Source organism: uncultured Clostridium sp. (assembly GCF_910588715.1).
In the GTDB taxonomy this organism is placed as follows: domain Bacteria; phylum Bacillota; class Clostridia; order Clostridiales; family Clostridiaceae; genus Clostridium.
This window is the reverse complement of record NZ_CAJURG010000002.1, coordinates 138,627-159,671: the sequence shown is the minus strand read 5'-3', so window position 1 is coordinate 159,671 and position 21,045 is coordinate 138,627. Positions and strand designations below refer to the sequence as shown.

The following is a 21,045-nucleotide window of genomic DNA, read 5'->3' as shown; positions in this document are numbered from 1 at the left end:
AGAGTGAGCAAAAGATGAGTGTAAAAAATAAAAAGATAGGGAAGCAAACCATTAAACTTGAAAATCCACCTAAAATAATTTCAACTTACTCTATAGTTGGGCCAAAAGAAGGAGAGGGACCTTTAGGCGGATATTTTCATAAAATTTTAGATGATGATACTTTAGGACAGGATAGCTTTGAAAAGGCTGAATCAGAAATGATGTATACAGCAATAAAAAGTGCTATAAGTAATGCAAATTTAAAAGAAGAAGATATAGATTATTTATTTGCAGGAGATTTATTAAATCAAATAACATCATCAAGCTTTGCAGCAAGAGAGTTAAATATACCTTTTATAGGATTATATGGGGCTTGTTCTACAATGTCAGAATCATTAAGTGTGGCGTCATTATTTTTAGATGGTGGATTTGGAAATTATGTTATAGCATCTACATCATCTCATTTTAGTTCAGCAGAAAGACAATTTAGATTTCCGCTAGAATATGGATGCCAAAGATGTCCTACTTGTCAATGGACAGTTACAGGATCAGGAGCAGTAGTATTAGGGAAAAATGGGGATTTCCCAGAGGTTACATATGTAACTACTGGTTTGGTAAAGGATTATGGTGTAAAAGATGCTAATAATATGGGAGCAGCAATGGCTCCTGCAGCGGTAGATACAATTTATAATCATTTTAAGGATACAGGAAGAACACCGAAAGATTATGATGTAATTGCAACTGGGGATTTGGGGAAAGTAGGAAAAGAAATAACAACGAAATTATTATTAGATTATGGTTATGATGTAAAAGATAATTATGTGGATTGTGGTGATTTAATATTTGATGATGAAAAACAAAAGACAGACTCTGGGGGAAGTGGATGTGGTTGTTCAGCTGTTGTTACTTGTGGATATTTTTATAAAAAGTTAATGAAAAAAGAAATAAAAAGTTTATTACTTGTTTCTACAGGTGCATTAATGAGTACTACTTCTTCCCTTCAAGGTGAATCTATACCAGGAATAGCTCATGCTGTTGCTATTGAGTATAAATAAAGGTTGGTGAAAGTTTATCATGGATTATATAAGTGCATTTATTGTTGGTGGATTAATTTGTGTGATTGCTCAAATATTAATGGATACAACCAAATTGACTCCTGCTAGAATATTAGTTATATTTGTTACTCTTGGAGCTGTTCTTGGAGGTTTTGGAATATATGATAAGTTAATTGAAATTGGTGGAGCAGGAGCTACTATACCACTACCTAGCTTTGGAAATGGATTAGCAGATGCAGCTATAAAAGCTGTAAAAGAAGATGGGCTAATAGGAGCCTTTACAGGTGGAATTAAAGGAGCAGCCGGAGGAATTACTGCAGCAATATTTTTTGGATATTTAATGGCTTTAATTTTTAACCCAAAAACAAAATATTAACAGAATAATAATGTTTTGATAGGGTAAATTATTAATGTATCAAATATACGGAGGTAAATGTTATGGAAAAGAATTCAAGTATTAAATGTAGTGTACAACAATGTAAACATCATGCTTGTTCTGAAAATTATTGTACTTTAGATGCAATACAAGTTGGAACTCATGAAGCAAATCCAAAGGTTGTTGAATGTACAGATTGCCAATCATTTGTATTAAAATAACCTAATTTTCTAGCCATGGAGTAACTTAGTATAGAGTTTTTCTTTACTAAGTTACTTATTTTTTATGGAATAATTAAAAAAGCTTAAAGCAAAATATTGACATCAAATTAATATTATTATATTATAATAATTAAATGAGAATGAATATCAATTTTAATTATTATAATATAGTAGTGAAGGAATAAGCAACGATGAAACAAGTTGAATTTTATAAAAGTCTTTCTAAAATGGAAGAAAAAGAATGTATTGAAAAATTTCTAATTTATAATGCTTCTTTAGTTATTTCTGGAGCAAAGCCATCGGCAACCATCACAATTAAAAAAGACAAAGAAAATTTATATGATAAATGGATAAGGTATGGGATTGATTTTTTAGAAACAATTAATATTAAATATATAGATTTAAGAGAATCTAGCAATGCATTAATTATATTAATATATAATGAAAATCAATTATCAAATTATATATTTAAAGAAGAAAATAAAGATTTCTTAATTAAATTAGGATATTCAAATGAAAGTAATGTAAATAATTATTTATGTATGTTAAAAAATAGATATACTCAATTTAATTGTCCACATGAATTAGGAGTATTTTTAGGATTTCCTTTAAATGACGTTATGGATTTTATGAATTGCAAAGATAAAAAATGCTTAAGTTGTGGATACTGGCTTGTATATAATAATTTACAAGAAGCAAAGGAAACTTTTAATAGATATGATAAAGTTAAAGAACATACTGTAAATTACATTTTAAGTGGAAGGTCATCCCATAATGTAGCATGTTCTATAAGAAATTTATTTCAAAAATATAATGAATTTAGTGCATAAGATAATAGATATTAATAGTAGTTATTAAAAACAAGTGATTAAAAGGAGAAAATAAATGAGTGTAGTTATAGTTGGTGGTCATGATAAAATGACTAAAGATTATATTAGAGTATGTAAAAAATATAATTGTAAGGCAAAGGTTTTTACTCAAATGGAAACTGGATTAAAAGATAAAATTGGAATGCCTGATGCAGTTATATTATTAACAGATGTAGTATCTCATAAACTTGTATTAACAGCTAAAAGAGAAGCAGACAAGAAGAATATAAGGGTTATACGAAATCATAAAAGTACATTAAATGCAGTTGAATCGGTTATTAAGGAAATAGTTTTAAACTAAAAGCGTGAATATATGAAAAAAATGAAGTTAAAAAAGGGATTGTATCATATTGAAAATTTTTAATTCAATATAGATACAATTCTTTTTTTATTATATGAATTTTTCATTGATAAGCTGTATAAAAAGTTAATTTTATATAGCTATATAAATTAAATATAATAAAAAATAGAAATTTTATTAAATAAAGTATTGAAAATGTTTATCAATTAGGTTATATTATATTAAGTGATAATCAGTTTCAGTTGAAACGGTATTTCAAATAACTTAAATATTCAAAGGAGGAATTATATTATGATGATAAATAAAAGGTTAATAAACCTATGTAAAGATTCTAAAAAGTATATAGCGTTAACTATATTGGTTAATTGGGTTGCAGTTTTATGCAATATAGTAACTATACTAATAATCGGTCAATTTATTAATAGAGTTTATAATGGTGAAAAATTAAATCTTAATGGAAATAATTTGGTAGAAGCTATGATTAACTTTAAGGTTTGGGGAAATATTTCATTATTATCAGGAATTATAATTATAGCAATTTTACTTTTTGTAAGATATTTATGTAATATTTTATATGCTAAATTTTCAAATGCAGCATCTGCAAATGCAAGAGTAACATTAAGGGAGCTTATTTATAAAAAGTTATTAAAGTTAGGTACAGGATACACATCTGTTGAAAGCACATCTGCAGTAGTTCAAGTATCAGTTGAGGGAATAGAACAATTAGAAATTTATTTTGGTAAATATTTATCTCAATTCTTCTATGCACTTTTAGTTCCAATAACATTATTTGCTTTTATGAGTTTCATTTCATTTAAGGCAGCACTTGTATTTATATTATGTGTGCCACTTATACCAGTATCAATAATTGCAATAATGAAAATTGCAAAGAGAATATTAAAAGATTACTGGAAGTCATATTCAGATTTAGGTGGAACATTCTTAGAAAATCTGCAAGGATTAACTACATTAAAAGTATTTAATATAGATGAAAAAAGACATGAAAAAATGAATGTTGAAGCTGAAAACTTTAGAAAAATAACAATGAAAGTTTTAAGTATGCAACTTAATTCTATAACAATAATGGATTTAGTAGCTTTTGGTGGTGCAGCAGCAGGAACAATAGTTGCATTAATTCAATTTAAAAATGGAGAAATCCCAGTAGGAAGCTTACTTATTATTATATTACTTTCTTCAGAATTCTTTATACCACTTAGACTTTTAGGTTCTTATTTCCATATTGCAATGAATGGTATGGCAGCAAGTGATAGAATGTTTGGTATTTTAGATACTGAGGAAAAAGAAAAAGATGTAATAACTAAAGAAGAGATGAAATTCAATGATGTAAGTGTATCATTAAGAAATGTTGATTTTAGTTATGATGGTGAAAGAAAAGTATTAAATAATATAAATATGGATATTAAAAAAGGTGGGCTAGTTGCAATAGTAGGGGAAAGTGGTTCAGGAAAGAGTACAATTGCATCACTTATATTAAATAATCATAAGGTGACTAATGGAGAAGTACTTGTAAATGATATAAATATAGAAAATATATCATTAGATAATATATATGGGAATATAGCTTTAGTTTCTACAAATAGTTATATATTTAATGGAACAATTTTAGATAATTTATTAATGGCTAAAAAGGATGCTAGTGAAGAAGAAATAAATAATGCATTAAAGATAGCAAGATTATATGATTTTGTTAAGGGATTAAGGGATGGATTATTAACTGATGTTGGTCAAGCTGGTAGTGCATTATCAGGTGGACAAAAACAAAGATTGGCATTAGCAAGAGTTATTTTAGCTTATAGACCAATGATAATTTTTGATGAAGCTACTTCTAATATAGATGTAGAAAGTGAAGAAAGCATTTGGGAAGCTATTTATGAGCTTTCAAAAGATAAGACTATATTAGTAATTTCTCATAGATTAGCTAACGTAAAGGATGCTAAAAATATTTATGTTATGAATAAGGGCCTTTTAGTTGAAAACGGAAGTCATGAAGAGTTAATGAGCAAAGAAAGTTATTATTACAATATGGTTAATAAACAAAATGAATTAGAAATGATTAGGGAGGTTTGTTAGTTATGAAAAGAAGATCAGGCTTCCAAATAATGAAGAGATTAATAGTTGAATTAAAACCATTAGCACCAATTATGGCAATAACTATAAGTATGGGAGTTGTTGGGTTTTTAGCAGCCATAGCAATAGCAAGTTTTGGTGCAATAGCAATTGGTTCAGCAATAGGTGATATTACATTTATTAGTTTTACTGGAGCTATGATAGTTATGGCAGTTAGTGCATTCTTAAGAGGGTTTTTAAGATATGCAGAGCAATTATCAGGGCATTATATTGCATTTAAAATTCTTTATATATTAAGAGATAAGATATTTAGTAAATTAAGAAAATTAGCACCAGCTAAATTAGAGGGTCAAGAAAAAGGAAATCTTATTTCTTTAATAACTTCTGATATTGAGCTTTTAGAAGTATTTTATGCTCATACAATAGCACCAATATCAATAGCAATAATAACAAATTCTATAATAGCAGTAATTTTATTTATGATAAACCCATGGTTTGGAGTTTTATCTGTAATATTTTTCTTAATAGTTGGATTTGTAATTCCGTATGCTTCTTCTAGCCTAGGTAAGGAAGCAGGGGTTACTTATAGAAATATGTTTGGTGAATGTAACAATTATATACTTGATTCTTTAAGAGGACTAAAGGAAGTATTATTATTTAAATCTGGTGATGAAAGATTAAATGAAATTAATTCAAAATCACATAGAATAAATGAAAGTCTTGATAAAATTAAAGAGCATGAAGGAATAATAAGGGCTATTACAGATTTAACTATAATGATTGCAATATTAACTTTTGTTGGTGTTGGATTTATACAATATTCTATTGGAAATATTTCATTTACATGGATGCTTGTAGCTATAGTAATAATTGCTTCATCATTTGGACCAGTAGTTGCTTTAAGTAATCTTTCAAATACTTTACTTCAAACTTTTGCTTGTGCAGAAAGATTATTTGATTTAATAGATGAAAAGCCACATGTAGAAGAAGTTGAAAAAGGTGATTTAGTTAGTGGTGAATCAATTGCTTATGATAATGTAACTTTTTCTTATCCAAATAGAAAAGAGAAAATCTTTGATAGCACATCAGTTCACATAAAAAGAGGGGATAAAATAGCTCTTATAGGTGAGAGTGGAATTGGTAAAAGTACATTTGTTAAACTTATGATGAGATTTTGGGATGTTAATGAGGGTAAAATCAATTTAGATAATAAAAATATTAAAGAAGTTAATACTACATCACTTAGAAATAGCCAAACTTTAGTTAGTCAAGAAACCTATTTATTTAATGAAACTATATTAGATAATATAAAGATAGGTAATATAAATGCAACTAAAGAAGAGGTAATAAAAGCTGCTAAAATGGCATCTATACACGACTTTATAAAAACTTTACCTAAAGGATATGATACAAAGGTTGGAGAGCTTGGAGGAAATCTTTCTTCTGGTGAAAAGCAAAGAATAGGTCTTGCTAGAGCATTTTTAAGTAATGGTGATATTTTAATATTAGATGAACCAACAAGTAATTTAGATACTTTAAATGAAGGTGAAATATTAAAGTCGATTAAAGAAAATTGTGACGATAAAACAATAGTTTTAATATCACATAGAAAATCAACTACAGCTGTTTGTAATAAAACATATAAGTTAGAAAAAAGTAAAATAGTACAAGTATAATATAAAAATTAAGAGGATTAATAAATCCTCTTAATTAATAAGATGAGATGATAATGATTATCATTGATAGAAGGAGTGGAGTTATTTAAATATGGGAAGAATTGAAAGAGAAAAAAAGACTATTGCATTAATGATAGATATTTATTGCCAAAAGAAACATGGAAATAAAAAAGGAGAATTGTGTGATGAATGCAAAGAACTATTAGAGTATGCACATAAAAGATTAAGCTTTTGCAAATTTGGTGAAAATAAATCTACTTGTTCAAGGTGTCCAATACATTGTTATAAAAAGGATATGAAAGAAAAAGTTAAGGATGTAATGAAATTTTCTGGTCCAAGATTAATAGTACACAATCCAATTGAATTAGTTAGACATGCATTAAATAAATAAAATAGTTTTAAACTTTTAAATGAATACATTTTAATTAGGGGAGAGATATAAATATGAATAAATTAAAGAAATGTCTTTATATAACAGTAGGCTTAATAGCATTTTCATTAGGTGCTATAGGTGTGGTATTGCCTATATTACCAACGACTCCATTTTTATTATTGGCATCATTTTGCTTTGCTAAAGGATCAGATAGATTTAATAATTGGTTTACTAATACTAAGATATATAAAAATCATTTAGAGAATTTTATTCAAGAAAGAGCAATGACATTAAAACAAAAGATATGTTTATTAGCTTTTGCAGATACTATGTTAGCTTTTCCATTAATAATATTAGATTCATTAGCTGTTAAGTTAGTAATTATAGCTTTAATAATATTTAAATTTTATTATTTCTTTTTTAAGATAAAAACAATATCCAAAGAAGAAAAAGATGAATTAAATGCAAAAAGAGCAAAGTCTAAAATAAATTTAGCATAAAATATATAAGCAATTTTTACAATTAAGAGAAGGATGTATTATGGAAAGATTATCGTCAACATTTTTTATGGTAGCATTAATTTTATATTATGTTCCAAAGAATTTTAAAATGAAGAAAAAAATATATTTAAAAGCTCATATTATAACAGGTTTAATATCCATAATGGCTATGATTTTTGCTTTTATTAAAAGAATAGGACAAGCAGATTTCATTAAATATATAGGTTTTACTATTATTATGATTTTAATAGGACTAAGCGGATATTTTATTAATAAAAATTCAAAATTGTATAGAAAGATGCATATAGTTTTTATTATAACATTTTTTGGATACTTGTTTACAACTATAGTTATTTTTTAAAGTTATACAAATGAATATAGGGAGAAGATATAAATGAAAAGAAATATAGTATCATTAATTATAGCAACAACTATTATTACAGGTGTTATGCCAACAACTGCTAATGCAGAAACTGTAAATAGTATTAATATTTTAAAAGAAGAAAATTTAAATATAAAATATAAAACTGGAAATTATATTGTTAAAAATGAAATATTAAAGGAAGACGTAGATAAAGAGTCTGCAGCTAGAAATTATATATCTAAAGAAAGTTTAATTGAAATAACAGAAGAGAAAATTACAGCAAATTTAGAATTTACAAATAAAAAAATAATGGAAAATACTAAGATCAAAGTAAATGGAGAAGAAGTAGAATATGTATTAACTGATGTTAGTGATACTAATTCAAACCTAAAGTTTGAATTAAATAGTTTAGAAGATAAAATAGAAGTTTCAACAACTATAAATTTAGGGTTTACTAAAATGAGTGTATCATTTAGAGTTAAATTCGATATTACTGATATTCCAGTTATATCAGATGAAGGTTCTGGTGATAATAATTCAAGCTATCCTGAAGAAAAGCCAGAAGAAGTTAAACCAATAGTTCCAGAGCAAAAACCAGAAGGTGATAATAAGGAGGATGAAGAAGCAGTTGCTGATGGCAAATATACTATAGAAAATGATGCTTTACATATTAGTAAGGACGAAGAGTCTATGGCAAGAAAATATTTAGAAACTATAAGTGATGTTGAATATAAAAATAATAAGATTTATTTAATATTAAAGTTTACTGGTAAATCAATGATGGCAAATCATGTTATTGAAGTTAATGGAGATAAAGTGAATTTTGAGGTAGTTGATGAAACTAATGATAATTTTTATGTTAAATTTGAAATAAGTTCTTTAAGTGATAATATAACAGTAAGCACTAAAGTTTTAGGAACAATGAATGTTGAATTTAGAGTTAAACTAAAAAGCGACACTTTAAAAATATATAATAAAGAAGATGAGGTTCAAAAACCTGACAATAATAACAATAGTAATAATGTTAATACTGGAGTTAATCAAGATAAGGGAGAAACACAAATACCAACTATTTCAGAAAATAAAAACTCTTCTTTATATAAAATTAAAAATGAAATTATAACAGATAGTGCAATTGGATATACTACAGCTAGAAGTGCAGTTAATAGTACATCCTATGTTGAAGATATAAATGGAGAAAAGTATGTTACTGTGGGGCTATCTCAGCTTGATGTAATGAGCAATATTAGAGTATCAGTTAATGGAGCTAATATAAATTATGAGGTAGTTCGTAGAAGTGGTAATACTATGGAGATTAAATTTAAGATTCCTACAATAGGAGCTAATATTAAATTTACTGCATTTATCAATGTAACAGGAATGGACATTTCTTTTGGATTAGATTTATTAGAAAGTACAATGGAGGTTATAAGTAAAAGCGAAGCTAATCTTCCACTTGCAACAAAAACTACATCAACTATTCTAAAAACCTCAGAAGATAAGGAAATATCAGAAGAAAGCTCAGGGGAGTTAGCAGAAGACATAGAAGTAGGAGAATATTTTAAGAAATATACAATTGAAAATGATATTATAAGTGATAGTGCTATAGGAAAGGCTATGACTAGAAAATATTTAGATAAGTTATGTATTTTAGAAGAAATTGATAGGAAATTATATTTAACATTAAAGTTTTCTGGTACTAATTCTATGAGGAATATTAAAGTTACAGTTAATGGTGAAGAGGTAAAATATTCTATTGTTGCACACGACGAAGCAAATGAAATGAAGGCATTTAGATTTTCTATAAATAATATTAATGATGAAATAAGAATTTATATGAATATTAAGGTTGTAAATATGGATGTTGATTTTGGCGTTGATTTATTAGAAGAAACTAAAACATTAGTTGAAGAAGGAACAGTTTCAAATTCTGCGGAAAAGGAAGATATTGCACTTGCTACATTAATGAATAACAAAAAAGAGGGAAGTAATTTAAAGGTTATTGTTATAACTGCTCTTATAACATCTATAATGGCAACAAGCATTCAAGGAATAATTTATTTAATAATAAATAAAAGAAAAAATAAAAGAAATTTAAAAGTAGAATAATATATTATGATTTATATAACGTGAAATTGGCAAAACTCATTTAATGAGGTGTTGTTTAAGTGAATGTTAAAAATTATAAGGGGTTTAATAATCCATTAGTATACATTTTTATTGTATTTATATTATCTTCTTTTATATATGAACTATATAGCAAAAATAAACTACTGGCAATTTTTTATACCTGTAGTTTTTTTGTTTTTTTATTTTACTTTAAAGGAGCATATATAACTTCTATATTAATATTATTTTTTATTGTAGCTTTAAATAATATTACTTGTTTTTATAGTTATACTCCCAGTAAAGTTGAAAAAATACGAATAATTGAAGTTAAAAATTTTTATGGAAAAGGAAAAATTGATGGAAGAATAGTTAATTTATCTAATATTGATAAAGATATAGAGATAGGAAATACACTATTAGTTAAGGGAGAATTTACTGAAAATAAAAATATAGGTGCTGGAATAATTGGAGATTATAAAATAGAAAATTATAAGGTTTTAAAGCCAGATTTAATTGATAAACTTTATAAACGAAGAATGAAGGTATTTAAAAGCATTGAAAATAAGTTAGGAAAGAGGAAAGCGTCATTAATAACATCTGTATCTTTTGGATATAAGAGTGAATTAAATGAGGATTATAAAGAACTTATGAAAAATCTAGGGATATCTCATGTTATTTCAATTTCTGGTTTACATTTAGTTTTAGTATATAGTGTACTTAGAAAGCTTTTAGGGAAAAAGCTTAGCTTATTAGTAGCTTTTGTATACGTATTATTTTCAGGTGCTTCAGCCTCTTCTGTAAGGGCATATATAATGATAGTTATATTAACCTTTGGAAGTATTGTTAAACGCAATTATAATCCTTTAGCATCATTATCTTTAGCAGGAATAATATTATTAGTTATGAAACCTTATTATATTTTTAATCTTGGATATTTACTTTCGTTTTTAGCTACTTTAGGAATAATATTATTTAATAAGAGTTTGAATAAAAAATTATATAAATTGCCTAATTTTATTAGAAGTACAATTGCAATTTCATTAAGTGCACAAATATTAACGTTACCTGTAATAATTTTATATTTTAATGAGGTTTCATTAAACTTTATTATTGGAAATATAGTTATAATTCCATTTATAAATATTTTAGTTGTATTAGGAAACATATTAATATTTATAGTAGAAACACAAAACTTATTTAATTATATAATGTATATATGTCATTATATAATTAAATATATTGATATTATTATGTATAAGATAGATAATATGTGTTTTGATTTAGTATATTTTCATTATACTGTAGCGTATTTTTATATAGCTTTACTAACAACATATTATTTTTATAAAAGGGGATTTAAAAGATTTATATATTATCCATTAATTGTTGCAGGGTATATAATGATTTTAATTTATTCACCATTTCCTAAAATAAGATATTATTATGAAGGAGCTATTTTTATAAGTTATAGAGGGGATAGACTTGCTATTCAAACTAAGAATATTGTTGATAAAGAAAAAATCAAAAATATTACACTTTCTAATAAATTAATAGATGAACTTTACGAAATTAATATTGGAGGAGAAATAAAATTAAAAAAAGAAGGAAAAAATTATATATTAAAAACTAATAATAAGGAGTATTTGTTATTTGTAAATTATGAAGAAGTTGATGGAGGATATGATATAATAGACTTCAGAAAAGGTGATATAAAAGAAATTACTGTATTTAAGGATAATATAATAAACTAATTTAGTTAGGGGTGCAACAGAAATTGATTAACATAGATATACTAGAATCGGAAATAAAGAAAAATAATATATCAAATGGATATATATTTTGTGGATTAGATGAAGAACTTATTAAAATAAGTATTAATTCTATAATAGATAATGTTATTGAAAAAGATTTTTTAGATTTGAATCTTATAAGGTTAGATGGATTAGAAACTTCATTTGAAGAGATAGAAAATGCTTGTGAGACATTGCCTTTTTTTGGGGATAAGAAAGTTGTTGTAGTATATAGAGCTAACTTTTTAAAAGAAAAGCCTGATAAAGATGGAGTCAAAACTTATACTGAAATTTTAAAATATATTAAAGACTTACCACCTCATACAATTTTAATTATGTATTATTTATTTAATGATAAAAGAGATACTCCAAAGAAAAATAAAAAGCTTGGCGTTTTAGATAAGTATGTAAAAGTAGTTCATTGCGATAAATTAAAGAAAGATAAATATTATAAAAAAGTTGAGGACTTATTTAAAGATAAGGGTAGACCTATAGGAAAAATACAATTAAGATACTTTGCAGATAAGGTACAAAATAATTTTGATATTATAAAAAGAGAAGTAGATAAATTGGATTGTTATGCATTTGGAAGAGAAATAACTAAAGAAGATATTGATAAATTAATTCAAAACAAAAGTGAAGATGATATATTTGACCTTGTGGAGTATATTTCTATTAGAAAGATTGAACAGGCATTAGATTTATTAGATGAATTATTATTTAAAGCAGATCAACATATGTTAATAGTATCTTCTATAGGAAATCATTTTAGAAGATTATACGAGTTTAGAGTATACTTATCGCAAGGAAAAAAACTTGATTTCTTTATGTCTAAATATAAATTACCTCAATTTGTTTGTGAAAAGTTAGCTAATCAAGCATCTAAGTTTAGCATAAAACAATTAAATGAGCTTATTAAAATTTGCGTGGATACTGAATTAAAGTTAAAATCTTCAGCTTCAGAAAAACAAATGGAAATGGAGCTTATGTTATTTAAAACATTTATGGTTAAGTAAAAAATTTTTATAAAATTTTAATCTAATAAAAGTTTTTTAAAAGCATATTTATTACATAATTAAAAAAGAGTTAAATAATAGCCGGTGAAAAATCACCGGCTTCTTATTTATTACGCCATAGCGTTTAATTTTGCAGCTAATCTTGATTTCTTTCTAGCAGCCATGTTTTTGTGAACTACTCCTTTTTGAGCAGCCATGTCTAAAGACTTAGTAGCTTTAACGAATAAAGCTTTAGCTTCTTCAGCGTTTTTAGCAGCTACAGCAGCTTCAAACTTCTTTATAGCAGTTTTTAAAGCTGATTTAACCATTTTGTTTTGTAAAGTTTTCTTTTCAGTAACTTTAATTCTTTTTTGTGCTGATTTAATATTTGCCATTCAATTCACCCCCTTGATATTTTATAGGGCCTCTGCAGTTTTTGGGGAAATCTGCGTACGAGTTCATTTTCAACAAATCATATTATAACACCTAAAGTTTTTAAGTTCAAGTATGAAATTAAAACTTATTTGGGAAAATAAATTTGATATTAATAAATTTTTAGGAGGAATATTATGATAAGTGTTAGAACGGATCTTGCAATTGAAGCAAAACAGGCATATACAGAGGAAAATAAGAGAGAACTTGATGGGGTTAAAGTTGATGAAGAAATGGAAGGCGAGGTTAAAATTACTACAGTAACTATTGAAAGTGACGAAGCTGGAAAAGAACTTGGTAAGCCTAAAGGTCATTATATAACTATAGATTTTCCTGAATTTACTGCTTATGATGGAGAATTAATGGATGAATTATCATTAGTTGTAGGAAGAGTTATGAAAAAACTTGTAGATATTTCTGAAGATAAACTTGTATTAGTTGTAGGTCTTGGGAACTGGAAAGTTACACCGGATGCTCTTGGTCCAAAGGTAACTGAAAAAATCATGGTAACAAGACATTTAAAACAAGTAATGCCAGATGCGATAGACGATTCTGTAAGACCTGTATGTGCAATTTCACCAGGAGTTTTAGGAATTACAGGTATAGAAACAGGAGAAGTTATAAAATCACTTGTTGATAAAGTTAAACCAGATTTAGTAATATGTGTGGATGCATTAGGTTCTAGAAAGCTAGAAAGAGTAAATAGAACTATTCAAATTGGAGATACTGGAATTTCACCAGGGGCTGGAGTTGGAAATCATAGAATGCAAATAAATGAAAAGAGTTTAGGAGTTAAAGTATTAGCAGTAGGAGTTCCAACTGTTGTTGATGCAGCAACAATAGCAAATGATACTATGGATTTATTATTAGATGATTTAAGCAGTAAAGCAACTCAAGGAAAAGAATTTTATAACATGTTAAAGAGCGTAGATAGAAATGAAAAAAATATGCTTATTAGAGAAATTTTAAATCCTTCTTTTGGAGATTTGATGGTTACTCCAAAAGATGTTGATACGGTAATTGAATCTTTATCAAAAATAATAGCAAATGGAATTAATATTGCAATTCAACCTAACATGGACATGGAAGAAATAAATAAATTCATGAATTAAAATTAATTATTAATAATTATTTATTAATAATTATGTAAAACCTCCCATATATTTATAAAAGAGTGAGGAGGTATATAATATGCAGTGGGTTAATAGAAGTGATAATGTTAAGAAAAGAAAACATGGTATTAGCATGGGATATATAGTTTTATTGGCTCTTATGATTATTTTTTTTATAAGAGCTGGAAGTATTCTAAATAGTTATAGAGAACGTGGTGGATTAGCATATGTACAATTACTTAATTATTCAATGCCAGTAGTTGAAACACAAATATATGATAGTACAGCATATAGAGAAAATAAAGTTACTATTAAAAGAGTAATTATTGAAGCTTTAGGATTAAATAAAATAACTACTTATGGAATAGTAGGAAATGAAGTATCTTTTTTTAGTAATATAAATGATACTAGTATTACTGGTAAGGTAAATAAAAAATCTAAATCAGCTTTTAATTTATTTGAACCTTATGTTGTTAAAGAAGAAAGCATTGCTAGAGTTACAGAGGAAGAGTTAGCAGAACTTAATAAGACTAGTGCAGCTTATAATCCTTCGCTTAAGAAAACATTAGATGCCTCAAATGTAGAAGTTTTAATTTATCACACTCATACTCATGAAGGGTTTGCAGAAGCAGGCTCAGATACAGAACAAGAAGATTTTAGTGTAGTTGGGGTAGGGGATGTGCTTGCACAGGAGTTACAAGAAGGGTATGGAATATCAGTAGTACATGACAAAACTGTTCATGATACTAGTCCTTATGACCAATCATATTATAGATCAGGACCTACTGTACAAAGTTATTTAAATCAGTTTCCTAATTTAAAGTTTGTAATAGACCTGCATAGAAATAGTGGTCCTAGTAAGGATAGGACTACTGTTGAAATTAATGGACAAAGTTTAGCAAGAATTATGTTTGTTACATCAAAGGCTTCACCATATTATTCAGAAATGATGGAGGCAGTAAATTATATGCTTGCTACTTCAGAGAAGCTTTTCCCAGGCTTACTTGCTGATGGAAATAATGGTTTAGGACTTTATGAATATAACCGTGGTTCAAATAATTTTAACCAAGATTTAAGCCCAGCATGTATATTAACAGAGTTCGGAACGGATTTAAATACGGCACAGGAAGCAAAATTAAGTGCAAAATATTTAGCAAGATTAATTGCAGAGTATTTAAATAGTAAGCAATAGTTGAATAAAATATTAAAAAGTGAGCATCCTTATAGCTAGTATATAGGAGCTCATTTTTTATTTTTATAAATTAATTAAGGAGGCTTTAAGTTGAAAATTATTAAAAGATTATTTATACCTATATTTGCCTTACTTGTACTTATTATAGGATTTGTAAAAATAAATATAATAAATACAGAATCTTTAGCACCTTTAGGAAATACTGATGATAATTTTAAGGTAGTTAGTGAAGAGTTTGGAGATGATTTTAAGGAGTTTATAAAGGATAATAGTGCTGTAAAAATTTATCTTGGTGAAAAGAATGATGGTTTAGCAACTCTTAAATTATATAATAAGGAAATTAAATTAACTAGTAATAATTTTTTTATGAATAGTATAAAAAAGGTAGGAAAACAAATAAGCGATGCTTTTTTTAATATAAAGAATAAAATATATAAAAGTACAAAAACTAATAATGAAAATAGTATATCAAAAATTCAAAGTAATAATTATGGCTTTTATAAGGGGATAGATTATTTAAATTGATATTTTGTCTTAAAGTAGTAATTATCTTATTACATTATATAAATTTATAGTCGTATCTATCATCTCTAGTAATATATAAATTTTATAAGTGTAGAAGTAGTTGAAGTGTTAATATCCTTGACATTTACTCTATATTCTATGTTATAATTTAGCTTGATTTAACAATATGGGGGTGAAGAAGCTGCTTAAGTTAATAGCAGTTAAGATATATGCAAAGTAATAGACAATCAAAGATTAGAAACTTTTCAATCGTAGCACATATAGACCATGGGAAGTCAACCCTAGCAGATAGATTATTAGAAATTACAGGAACTCTTACACAAAGAGAAATGGAAGAGCAAGTTCTTGATAATATGGAAATCGAAAAAGAAAGAGGTATAACAATTAAGTCTCAAGCGGCTAGATTAATATATAGACGTCATGATGGAGAAGAATACATATTAAACTTAATTGATACACCAGGACACGTAGACTTTACATACGAAGTATCAAGAAGTTTAGCAGCTTGTGAAGGTGCATTATTAGTAGTTGACGCTACACAAGGTATTCAAGCACAAACTTTAGCAAATTGTTATTTAGCATTAGATAATGATTTAGAAATTGCGCCAGTAATAAATAAAGTAGACTTAGCATCTGCAAGACCAGATGAAGTAAAACAAGAAATTGAAGATGTTATAGGAATAGAAGCAGAAGATGCTCCAATGATATCAGCAAAAACTGGATTAAATGTGGAACAAGTTTTAGAAACAATTGTTGAAAAGGTTCCAGCACCAACTGGAGATGAAGAAGCTCCGCTAAAAGCTTTAATATTTGACTCTTACTATGATAGCTACAAGGGTGTTGTTTGTTATGTAAGACTTAAAGATGGTATAGTTAAACCAGGAACTAAAATTAAGCTTATGGCAACAAATAAAGTATATGATGTAACTGAAGTTGGAGTTTTTACACCAAAATTAATGCCTATAAGTGAATTAAGAGCAGGAGATGTTGGATATATAACTGCATCTATAAAAAATGTCGCTGATGCTAGAGTTGGTGATACTATAACAGAATCGGATAGACCAACTAAAGAAGCACTTCCAGGATATAAAAAGGCAGTTCCTATGGTTTATTCAGGTATTTACCCAGTAGATGGAGCTAAATATGACGAATTAAAAGAAGCATTAGAAAAATTACAAATAAATGATGCGGCTTTAGATTTTGAACCTGAAACATCTATAGCTTTAGGATTTGGTTTTAGATGTGGATTCTTAGGATTACTTCATATGGAAATAATTCAAGAAAGAATAGAAAGAGAATTTAATTTAGATATCATAACAACAGCTCCTTCGGTTGTATATAAGGTAACAAAAACTAATGGAGATGTTTTAGATTTAACAAATCCAACAAATTTACCAGAAGCAACTGAAATAGATTATATGGAAGAGCCAGTTGTTAAGGCTTCTATTATTTCACCAACAGACTATGTTGGAGCTATAATGGACCTTTGTCAAGAAAGAAGAGGAACATTCATAGATATGGAATATCTAGAAACTACGAGAGTTTGTATTAATTATGATATGCCATTAAATGAAATTGTATATGACTTCTTTGATACTTTAAAATCAAGAACAAGAGGATATGCTTCTTTTGATTATGAATTTAAAGGATATACAAAAACAGAACTTGTTAAGCTTGATATTTTATTAAATGGAGATGTAGTTGATGCTTTATCAATGATAGTTCCTAAGGAAAGAGCTTATCATAAGGGAAGAGGAATTGCTGAAAAGCTAAAGGAAATTATTCCAAGACAAATGTTTGAAGTTCCAATTCAAGCCGCAGTAGGTTCTAAAGTTATAGCTAGAGAAACGGTTAAGGCTATGAGAAAAGACGTACTTGCTAAATGTTATGGTGGAGACATTTCAAGAAAGAAGAAGCTTCTTGAAAAGCAAAAAGAAGGTAAGAAGAGAATGAGACAAGTGGGTTCAGTAGAAGTACCACAAGAAGCGTTTATGGCTGTTCTTAAAGTAGATTAATAAAAAGACATTGCTTTTGCAATGTCTTTTTTAAGTTATATGAAAAATTGGAGGGAAAATAATGAAGGAAATTAGTTTATATATACATATACCATTTTGTAAGCAAAGATGCTTTTACTGCGATTTTCCAACTTTTGCAGGAAAGGAAAGGTTTAGAAAAGATTATATTGATGCTTTGGTGAAAGAAATAGAAGAAAGATGTTCTAATTATTTAATAAAAAGCATATTTATTGGAGGTGGAACACCTTCATATCTTGAAGAAAATGAACTTAAAAAACTTCTTGGTACTGTTTCTAAATTAAATTTACTAGAAGGTTTAGAATATTCTATGGAATGTAATCCAGGTACTTTAAATGAAGAAAAATTAAAGATAATGAAAAATTATGGAGTAAATAGAATCAGTTTTGGATTGCAGTCTTGTGATAATAAATTATTAAAAAAAATAGGGCGTATACATACATTTGAAGAGTTTTTAGAAAATTATAATTTAGCAAGAAAAATAGGGTTTAATAATATAAACATAGATTTAATGTATGGTCTACCTAATTTAACTATAGAAAATTGGAAAGATACATTAGAAAAGATATGTTATTTAAAACCAGAACATATTTCGGCCTATAGTTTAATAATTGAAGAAGGTACAGCTTTTTATAAATTATATGAAAAAGATAAACTTGAATTACCAACTGAAGATGATGAAAGAATTATGGATAAATTAACAAAAGATATATTAAAAGCTAATGGATATCATCAATATGAAATATCTAATTTTGCTTTAAAGGGAAAAGAGTGCAAACACAATAAAGTATATTGGTCCTTAGAGGATTATATTGGAGTTGGTTTAGCAAGTAGTTCTTATATTAATGGACATAGAGTGGTAAATATAAGCAATATAAGTAATTATATACACAATATAAAAATTGGTGAAAGTATAATTTCTGAGAAGTATAAAAATTCTATAAAAGACGAAATGGAGGAGTTTGTTTTTATGGGATTGAGAATGGTTTCTGGAATAAGTCTACTAAAATTTCACCAAAAATTTGGAGTAGATATATATAGTATATATAAGAAAATCATTGAGAAAAATATAAAAGATGGGTTACTTGTTATTTATGAAGACAACATGTTTTTAACTGATAAGGGAATGGAATTATCTAATAGTGTTATGTCAGATTTTATATTAGATAAATAATAAAAATGAAAAATTAAGCAACGAGGAGAAATTTAAAGATGGAAAGAGAAAACAAAGAAAAAGTTAAATTATATAAAAAAATAGTTGAAAATTTAAAGAAATTTGAAATTGACAAAAAAACTAAATAATAATATATTGATAATGTAGTCATTAGCACTCGACGTTATTGAGTGCTAACAATAGGGGTGATAAAATGGCTATTGATGAAAGAAAAATAAAAATACTTCAAGCCATTATTAATGACTATATAGTAACAGGAGAACCTGTTGGTTCAAGAACAATAGCTAAGAAGTATGATTTAGGTGTGGGATCTGCAACAATAAGAAATGAAATGGCAGATTTGGAGGAAATGGGATATTTAGAACAACCTCACACATCAGCAGGTAGAGTCCCATCTAGTAAGGGATACAGATTATATGTTGATAAGTTAATGGAAACACCAAAGTTAAGTAAAGATGAAGAGCTAAGAATTAAAGAATATTTAATTAATTCAGCTATGCATGAAGTAGATACTATTTTAAAAGAAGCTTGTGTTTTATTATCTGAATTAACAAATTTAACTTGTATAGTGCAAACTCCTTCTATGAAAAGAAGTTATATAAGGTCATTACAATTAATAAAAGTTGATGAATCAAATTTAATTTCTGTAATAGTCACAGATAGTGGTGTTATTAAAAATCATAGAATTAAGGTTAATATTGTACCAAGCAATGAGGAACTTATTAGAATTAATGAAGTATTAAATTCTAAACTTAAAAATTTAACAATTGAAGCTATTAATTTAGAAGTTATTAATGAGCTTAGAAATGATTTGGTAGGGTTTGATGATTTATTTAATGCCATGCTTCCAGCTTTATATGAAAGTTTAAATAATAGTTCAAAATCAGACTTTGTTGTTGAAGGAACAACTAATCTTTTCAATTATCCTGAATATAACGATATTGAAAAAGCGAAAGAAGTACTTCAGCTTATAAGCAATAAGGATTGTGTAATAGAACTACTTGAAAATAGTGGTGATATATCAATTAAAATTGGTGATGAAAATTATATTCCTGAAGCTAAAGATTGTTCAGTAATAACCGCTGAATATTCACTTGGAGGAAGACCTATTGGAAGTATTGGGCTTATTGGTCCACAAAGAATTAATTATTCAAAAGTTGTTTCTATAATGGCACAAGTTATGAAAGAATTAAATAAAAGTCTTAAGGATCAAGAGTATTGAATAAAGAAAGATGAGGTGTAAAGATGGAAGAAAACAAAGAGTTAAAAGATGAAGAAATATTAGAAGAAACTAATTCGGTAGAAGATAATAAAGAAGCTACAGAAAATGAGGAAGTAGAAGAAATAATTGAAAATTATACTGAAACTGATGATTTATCAATGATAAGAAAGTTAAAAGATGAAAATAAAAAACTTTCTAATGAATTAGATACTTTAAAGGATAGATTACTTAGATTAACTGCAGAGTACGATAATTATAGAAAAAGAACAGCTAAGGAAAAAGAAGGTATTTATACTGATGCATGTACTGATGTATTAAAAGAATTGCTTCCAGTTGCAGACAATTTAGAAAGAGCTTTGGCGGTAGATGGAAATGTAGAAGACCTTAAAAAGGGTGTTGAGATGACAATAAAAGGATTCTTAAACTCTTTAGAAAAATTAGGTGTTGAAGAAATTGATACAACTAATGGGTTTGATCCAAATTTACATCAAGCAATATCTGTTGTAGAAGATGCAAATTTAAATAGCAATGATGTTGCTCAAGTATATCAAAAGGGATATAAAAAAGGTGAAAAAGTAATCAGATATTCAATGGTTACAGTAGCAAAATAGTAATTAAGGAAAATATTTTAATAGATATTTAAATTCGAGGAGGAAAAA

General features: G+C 26.9%; 21 protein-coding genes. 20 read left to right on the top strand and 1 reads right to left on the bottom strand.

All coding sequences use genetic code 11. From position 1 onward, the window contains the following. Positions 1–14 precede the first annotated feature (14 nt). From spoVAD to holA, 13 genes are all read left to right on the top strand, one after another. Positions 15–1,034 carry a stage V sporulation protein AD gene (gene spoVAD / locus QZ321_RS05435; protein WP_291740718.1) on the top strand — a complete coding sequence of 340 codons (1,020 nt, stop codon included), beginning with the start codon at positions 15–17 and terminating at the stop codon, positions 1,032–1,034. Positions 1,035–1,053: 19 nt separating this feature from the next. Beyond that, on the top strand, positions 1,054–1,410 hold the full coding sequence (spoVAE, locus tag QZ321_RS05430; RefSeq protein WP_291740719.1) for a stage V sporulation protein AE: 357 nt from the start codon (positions 1,054–1,056) through the stop codon (positions 1,408–1,410). A gap of 62 nt (positions 1,411–1,472) precedes the next feature. Then, positions 1,473–1,631 (top strand): DUF1540 domain-containing protein, encoded by a 159-nt coding sequence (locus tag QZ321_RS05425; protein WP_291740720.1) that lies wholly within the window; start codon positions 1,473–1,475, stop codon positions 1,629–1,631. A 191-nt stretch (positions 1,632–1,822) separates the two neighbouring features. After that, the gene (locus QZ321_RS05420) at positions 1,823–2,461 is read left to right on the top strand and encodes a DUF3793 family protein (protein ID WP_291746106.1); all 639 of its coding nucleotides are present in this window, start codon (positions 1,823–1,825) and stop codon (positions 2,459–2,461) included. Positions 2,462–2,516: 55 nt separating this feature from the next. Next, complete coding sequence (locus QZ321_RS05415) at positions 2,517–2,801, top strand: DUF2325 domain-containing protein (protein WP_291740731.1); 285 nt, start codon at positions 2,517–2,519, stop codon at positions 2,799–2,801. 291 nt (positions 2,802–3,092) lie between these two features. After that, positions 3,093–4,892 carry an ABC transporter ATP-binding protein/permease gene (locus QZ321_RS05410; RefSeq protein ID WP_291746104.1) on the top strand — a complete coding sequence of 600 codons (1,800 nt, stop codon included), beginning with the start codon at positions 3,093–3,095 and terminating at the stop codon, positions 4,890–4,892. A gap of 2 nt (positions 4,893–4,894) precedes the next feature. Next, positions 4,895–6,565 carry an ABC transporter ATP-binding protein gene (locus tag QZ321_RS05405; protein WP_291746102.1) on the top strand — a complete coding sequence of 557 codons (1,671 nt, stop codon included), beginning with the start codon at positions 4,895–4,897 and terminating at the stop codon, positions 6,563–6,565. A 91-nt stretch (positions 6,566–6,656) separates the two neighbouring features. Then, positions 6,657–6,956 carry a nitrous oxide-stimulated promoter family protein gene (locus QZ321_RS05400; protein WP_291740734.1) on the top strand — a complete coding sequence of 100 codons (300 nt, stop codon included), beginning with the start codon at positions 6,657–6,659 and terminating at the stop codon, positions 6,954–6,956. A 53-nt stretch (positions 6,957–7,009) separates the two neighbouring features. Further along, the gene (locus tag QZ321_RS05395; protein ID WP_291746100.1) at positions 7,010–7,438 is read left to right on the top strand and encodes a YbaN family protein; all 429 of its coding nucleotides are present in this window, start codon (positions 7,010–7,012) and stop codon (positions 7,436–7,438) included. Between the two features lie 40 nt (positions 7,439–7,478). Beyond that, on the top strand, positions 7,479–7,799 hold the full coding sequence (locus QZ321_RS05390; protein WP_291746097.1) for a hypothetical protein: 321 nt from the start codon (positions 7,479–7,481) through the stop codon (positions 7,797–7,799). Between the two features lie 33 nt (positions 7,800–7,832). Further along, the gene (locus QZ321_RS05385; RefSeq protein WP_291746095.1) at positions 7,833–9,911 is read left to right on the top strand and encodes an NEAT domain-containing protein; all 2,079 of its coding nucleotides are present in this window, start codon (positions 7,833–7,835) and stop codon (positions 9,909–9,911) included. 59 nt (positions 9,912–9,970) lie between these two features. Next, positions 9,971–11,662, top strand: a complete 1,692-nt coding sequence (locus QZ321_RS05380; protein WP_291746092.1) for a ComEC/Rec2 family competence protein — start codon at positions 9,971–9,973, stop codon at positions 11,660–11,662. Positions 11,663–11,685: 23 nt separating this feature from the next. After that, the gene (holA, locus tag QZ321_RS05375) at positions 11,686–12,717 is read left to right on the top strand and encodes a DNA polymerase III subunit delta (RefSeq protein WP_291744419.1); all 1,032 of its coding nucleotides are present in this window, start codon (positions 11,686–11,688) and stop codon (positions 12,715–12,717) included. Between the two features lie 110 nt (positions 12,718–12,827). Here holA and rpsT read toward each other — a convergent pair whose 3' ends face one another. Then, positions 12,828–13,091 carry a 30S ribosomal protein S20 gene (gene rpsT / locus QZ321_RS05370; RefSeq protein WP_291744421.1) on the bottom strand — a complete coding sequence of 88 codons (264 nt, stop codon included), beginning with the start codon at positions 13,089–13,091 and terminating at the stop codon, positions 12,828–12,830. Positions 13,092–13,265: 174 nt separating this feature from the next. Here rpsT and gpr point away from each other — a divergent pair, with 174 nt between their 5' ends. From gpr to grpE, 7 genes are all read left to right on the top strand, one after another. Further along, the gene (gene gpr, locus QZ321_RS05365; protein ID WP_291746088.1) at positions 13,266–14,240 is read left to right on the top strand and encodes a GPR endopeptidase; all 975 of its coding nucleotides are present in this window, start codon (positions 13,266–13,268) and stop codon (positions 14,238–14,240) included. A gap of 79 nt (positions 14,241–14,319) precedes the next feature. Next, positions 14,320–15,432 (top strand): stage II sporulation protein P, encoded by a 1,113-nt coding sequence (locus QZ321_RS05360; protein ID WP_291746085.1) that lies wholly within the window; start codon positions 14,320–14,322, stop codon positions 15,430–15,432. A 90-nt stretch (positions 15,433–15,522) separates the two neighbouring features. Then, complete coding sequence (locus QZ321_RS05355; RefSeq protein ID WP_291740899.1) at positions 15,523–15,957, top strand: hypothetical protein; 435 nt, start codon at positions 15,523–15,525, stop codon at positions 15,955–15,957. A 209-nt stretch (positions 15,958–16,166) separates the two neighbouring features. After that, a complete protein-coding gene (gene lepA, locus QZ321_RS05350; protein WP_291740897.1) occupies positions 16,167–17,972 on the top strand; it encodes a translation elongation factor 4 in 1,806 nt (601 codons plus the stop codon). 61 nt (positions 17,973–18,033) lie between these two features. After that, positions 18,034–19,164: a radical SAM family heme chaperone HemW gene (gene hemW, locus QZ321_RS05345; RefSeq protein ID WP_291740895.1), complete on the top strand. Its 1,131-nt coding sequence runs from the start codon at positions 18,034–18,036 to the stop codon at positions 19,162–19,164. A 193-nt stretch (positions 19,165–19,357) separates the two neighbouring features. Continuing rightward, a complete protein-coding gene (gene hrcA, locus QZ321_RS05340; RefSeq protein WP_291740893.1) occupies positions 19,358–20,386 on the top strand; it encodes a heat-inducible transcriptional repressor HrcA in 1,029 nt (342 codons plus the stop codon). Between the two features lie 23 nt (positions 20,387–20,409). Beyond that, complete coding sequence (grpE, locus tag QZ321_RS05335) at positions 20,410–20,997, top strand: nucleotide exchange factor GrpE (RefSeq protein ID WP_291740891.1); 588 nt, start codon at positions 20,410–20,412, stop codon at positions 20,995–20,997. Positions 20,998–21,045 lie beyond the last annotated feature (48 nt).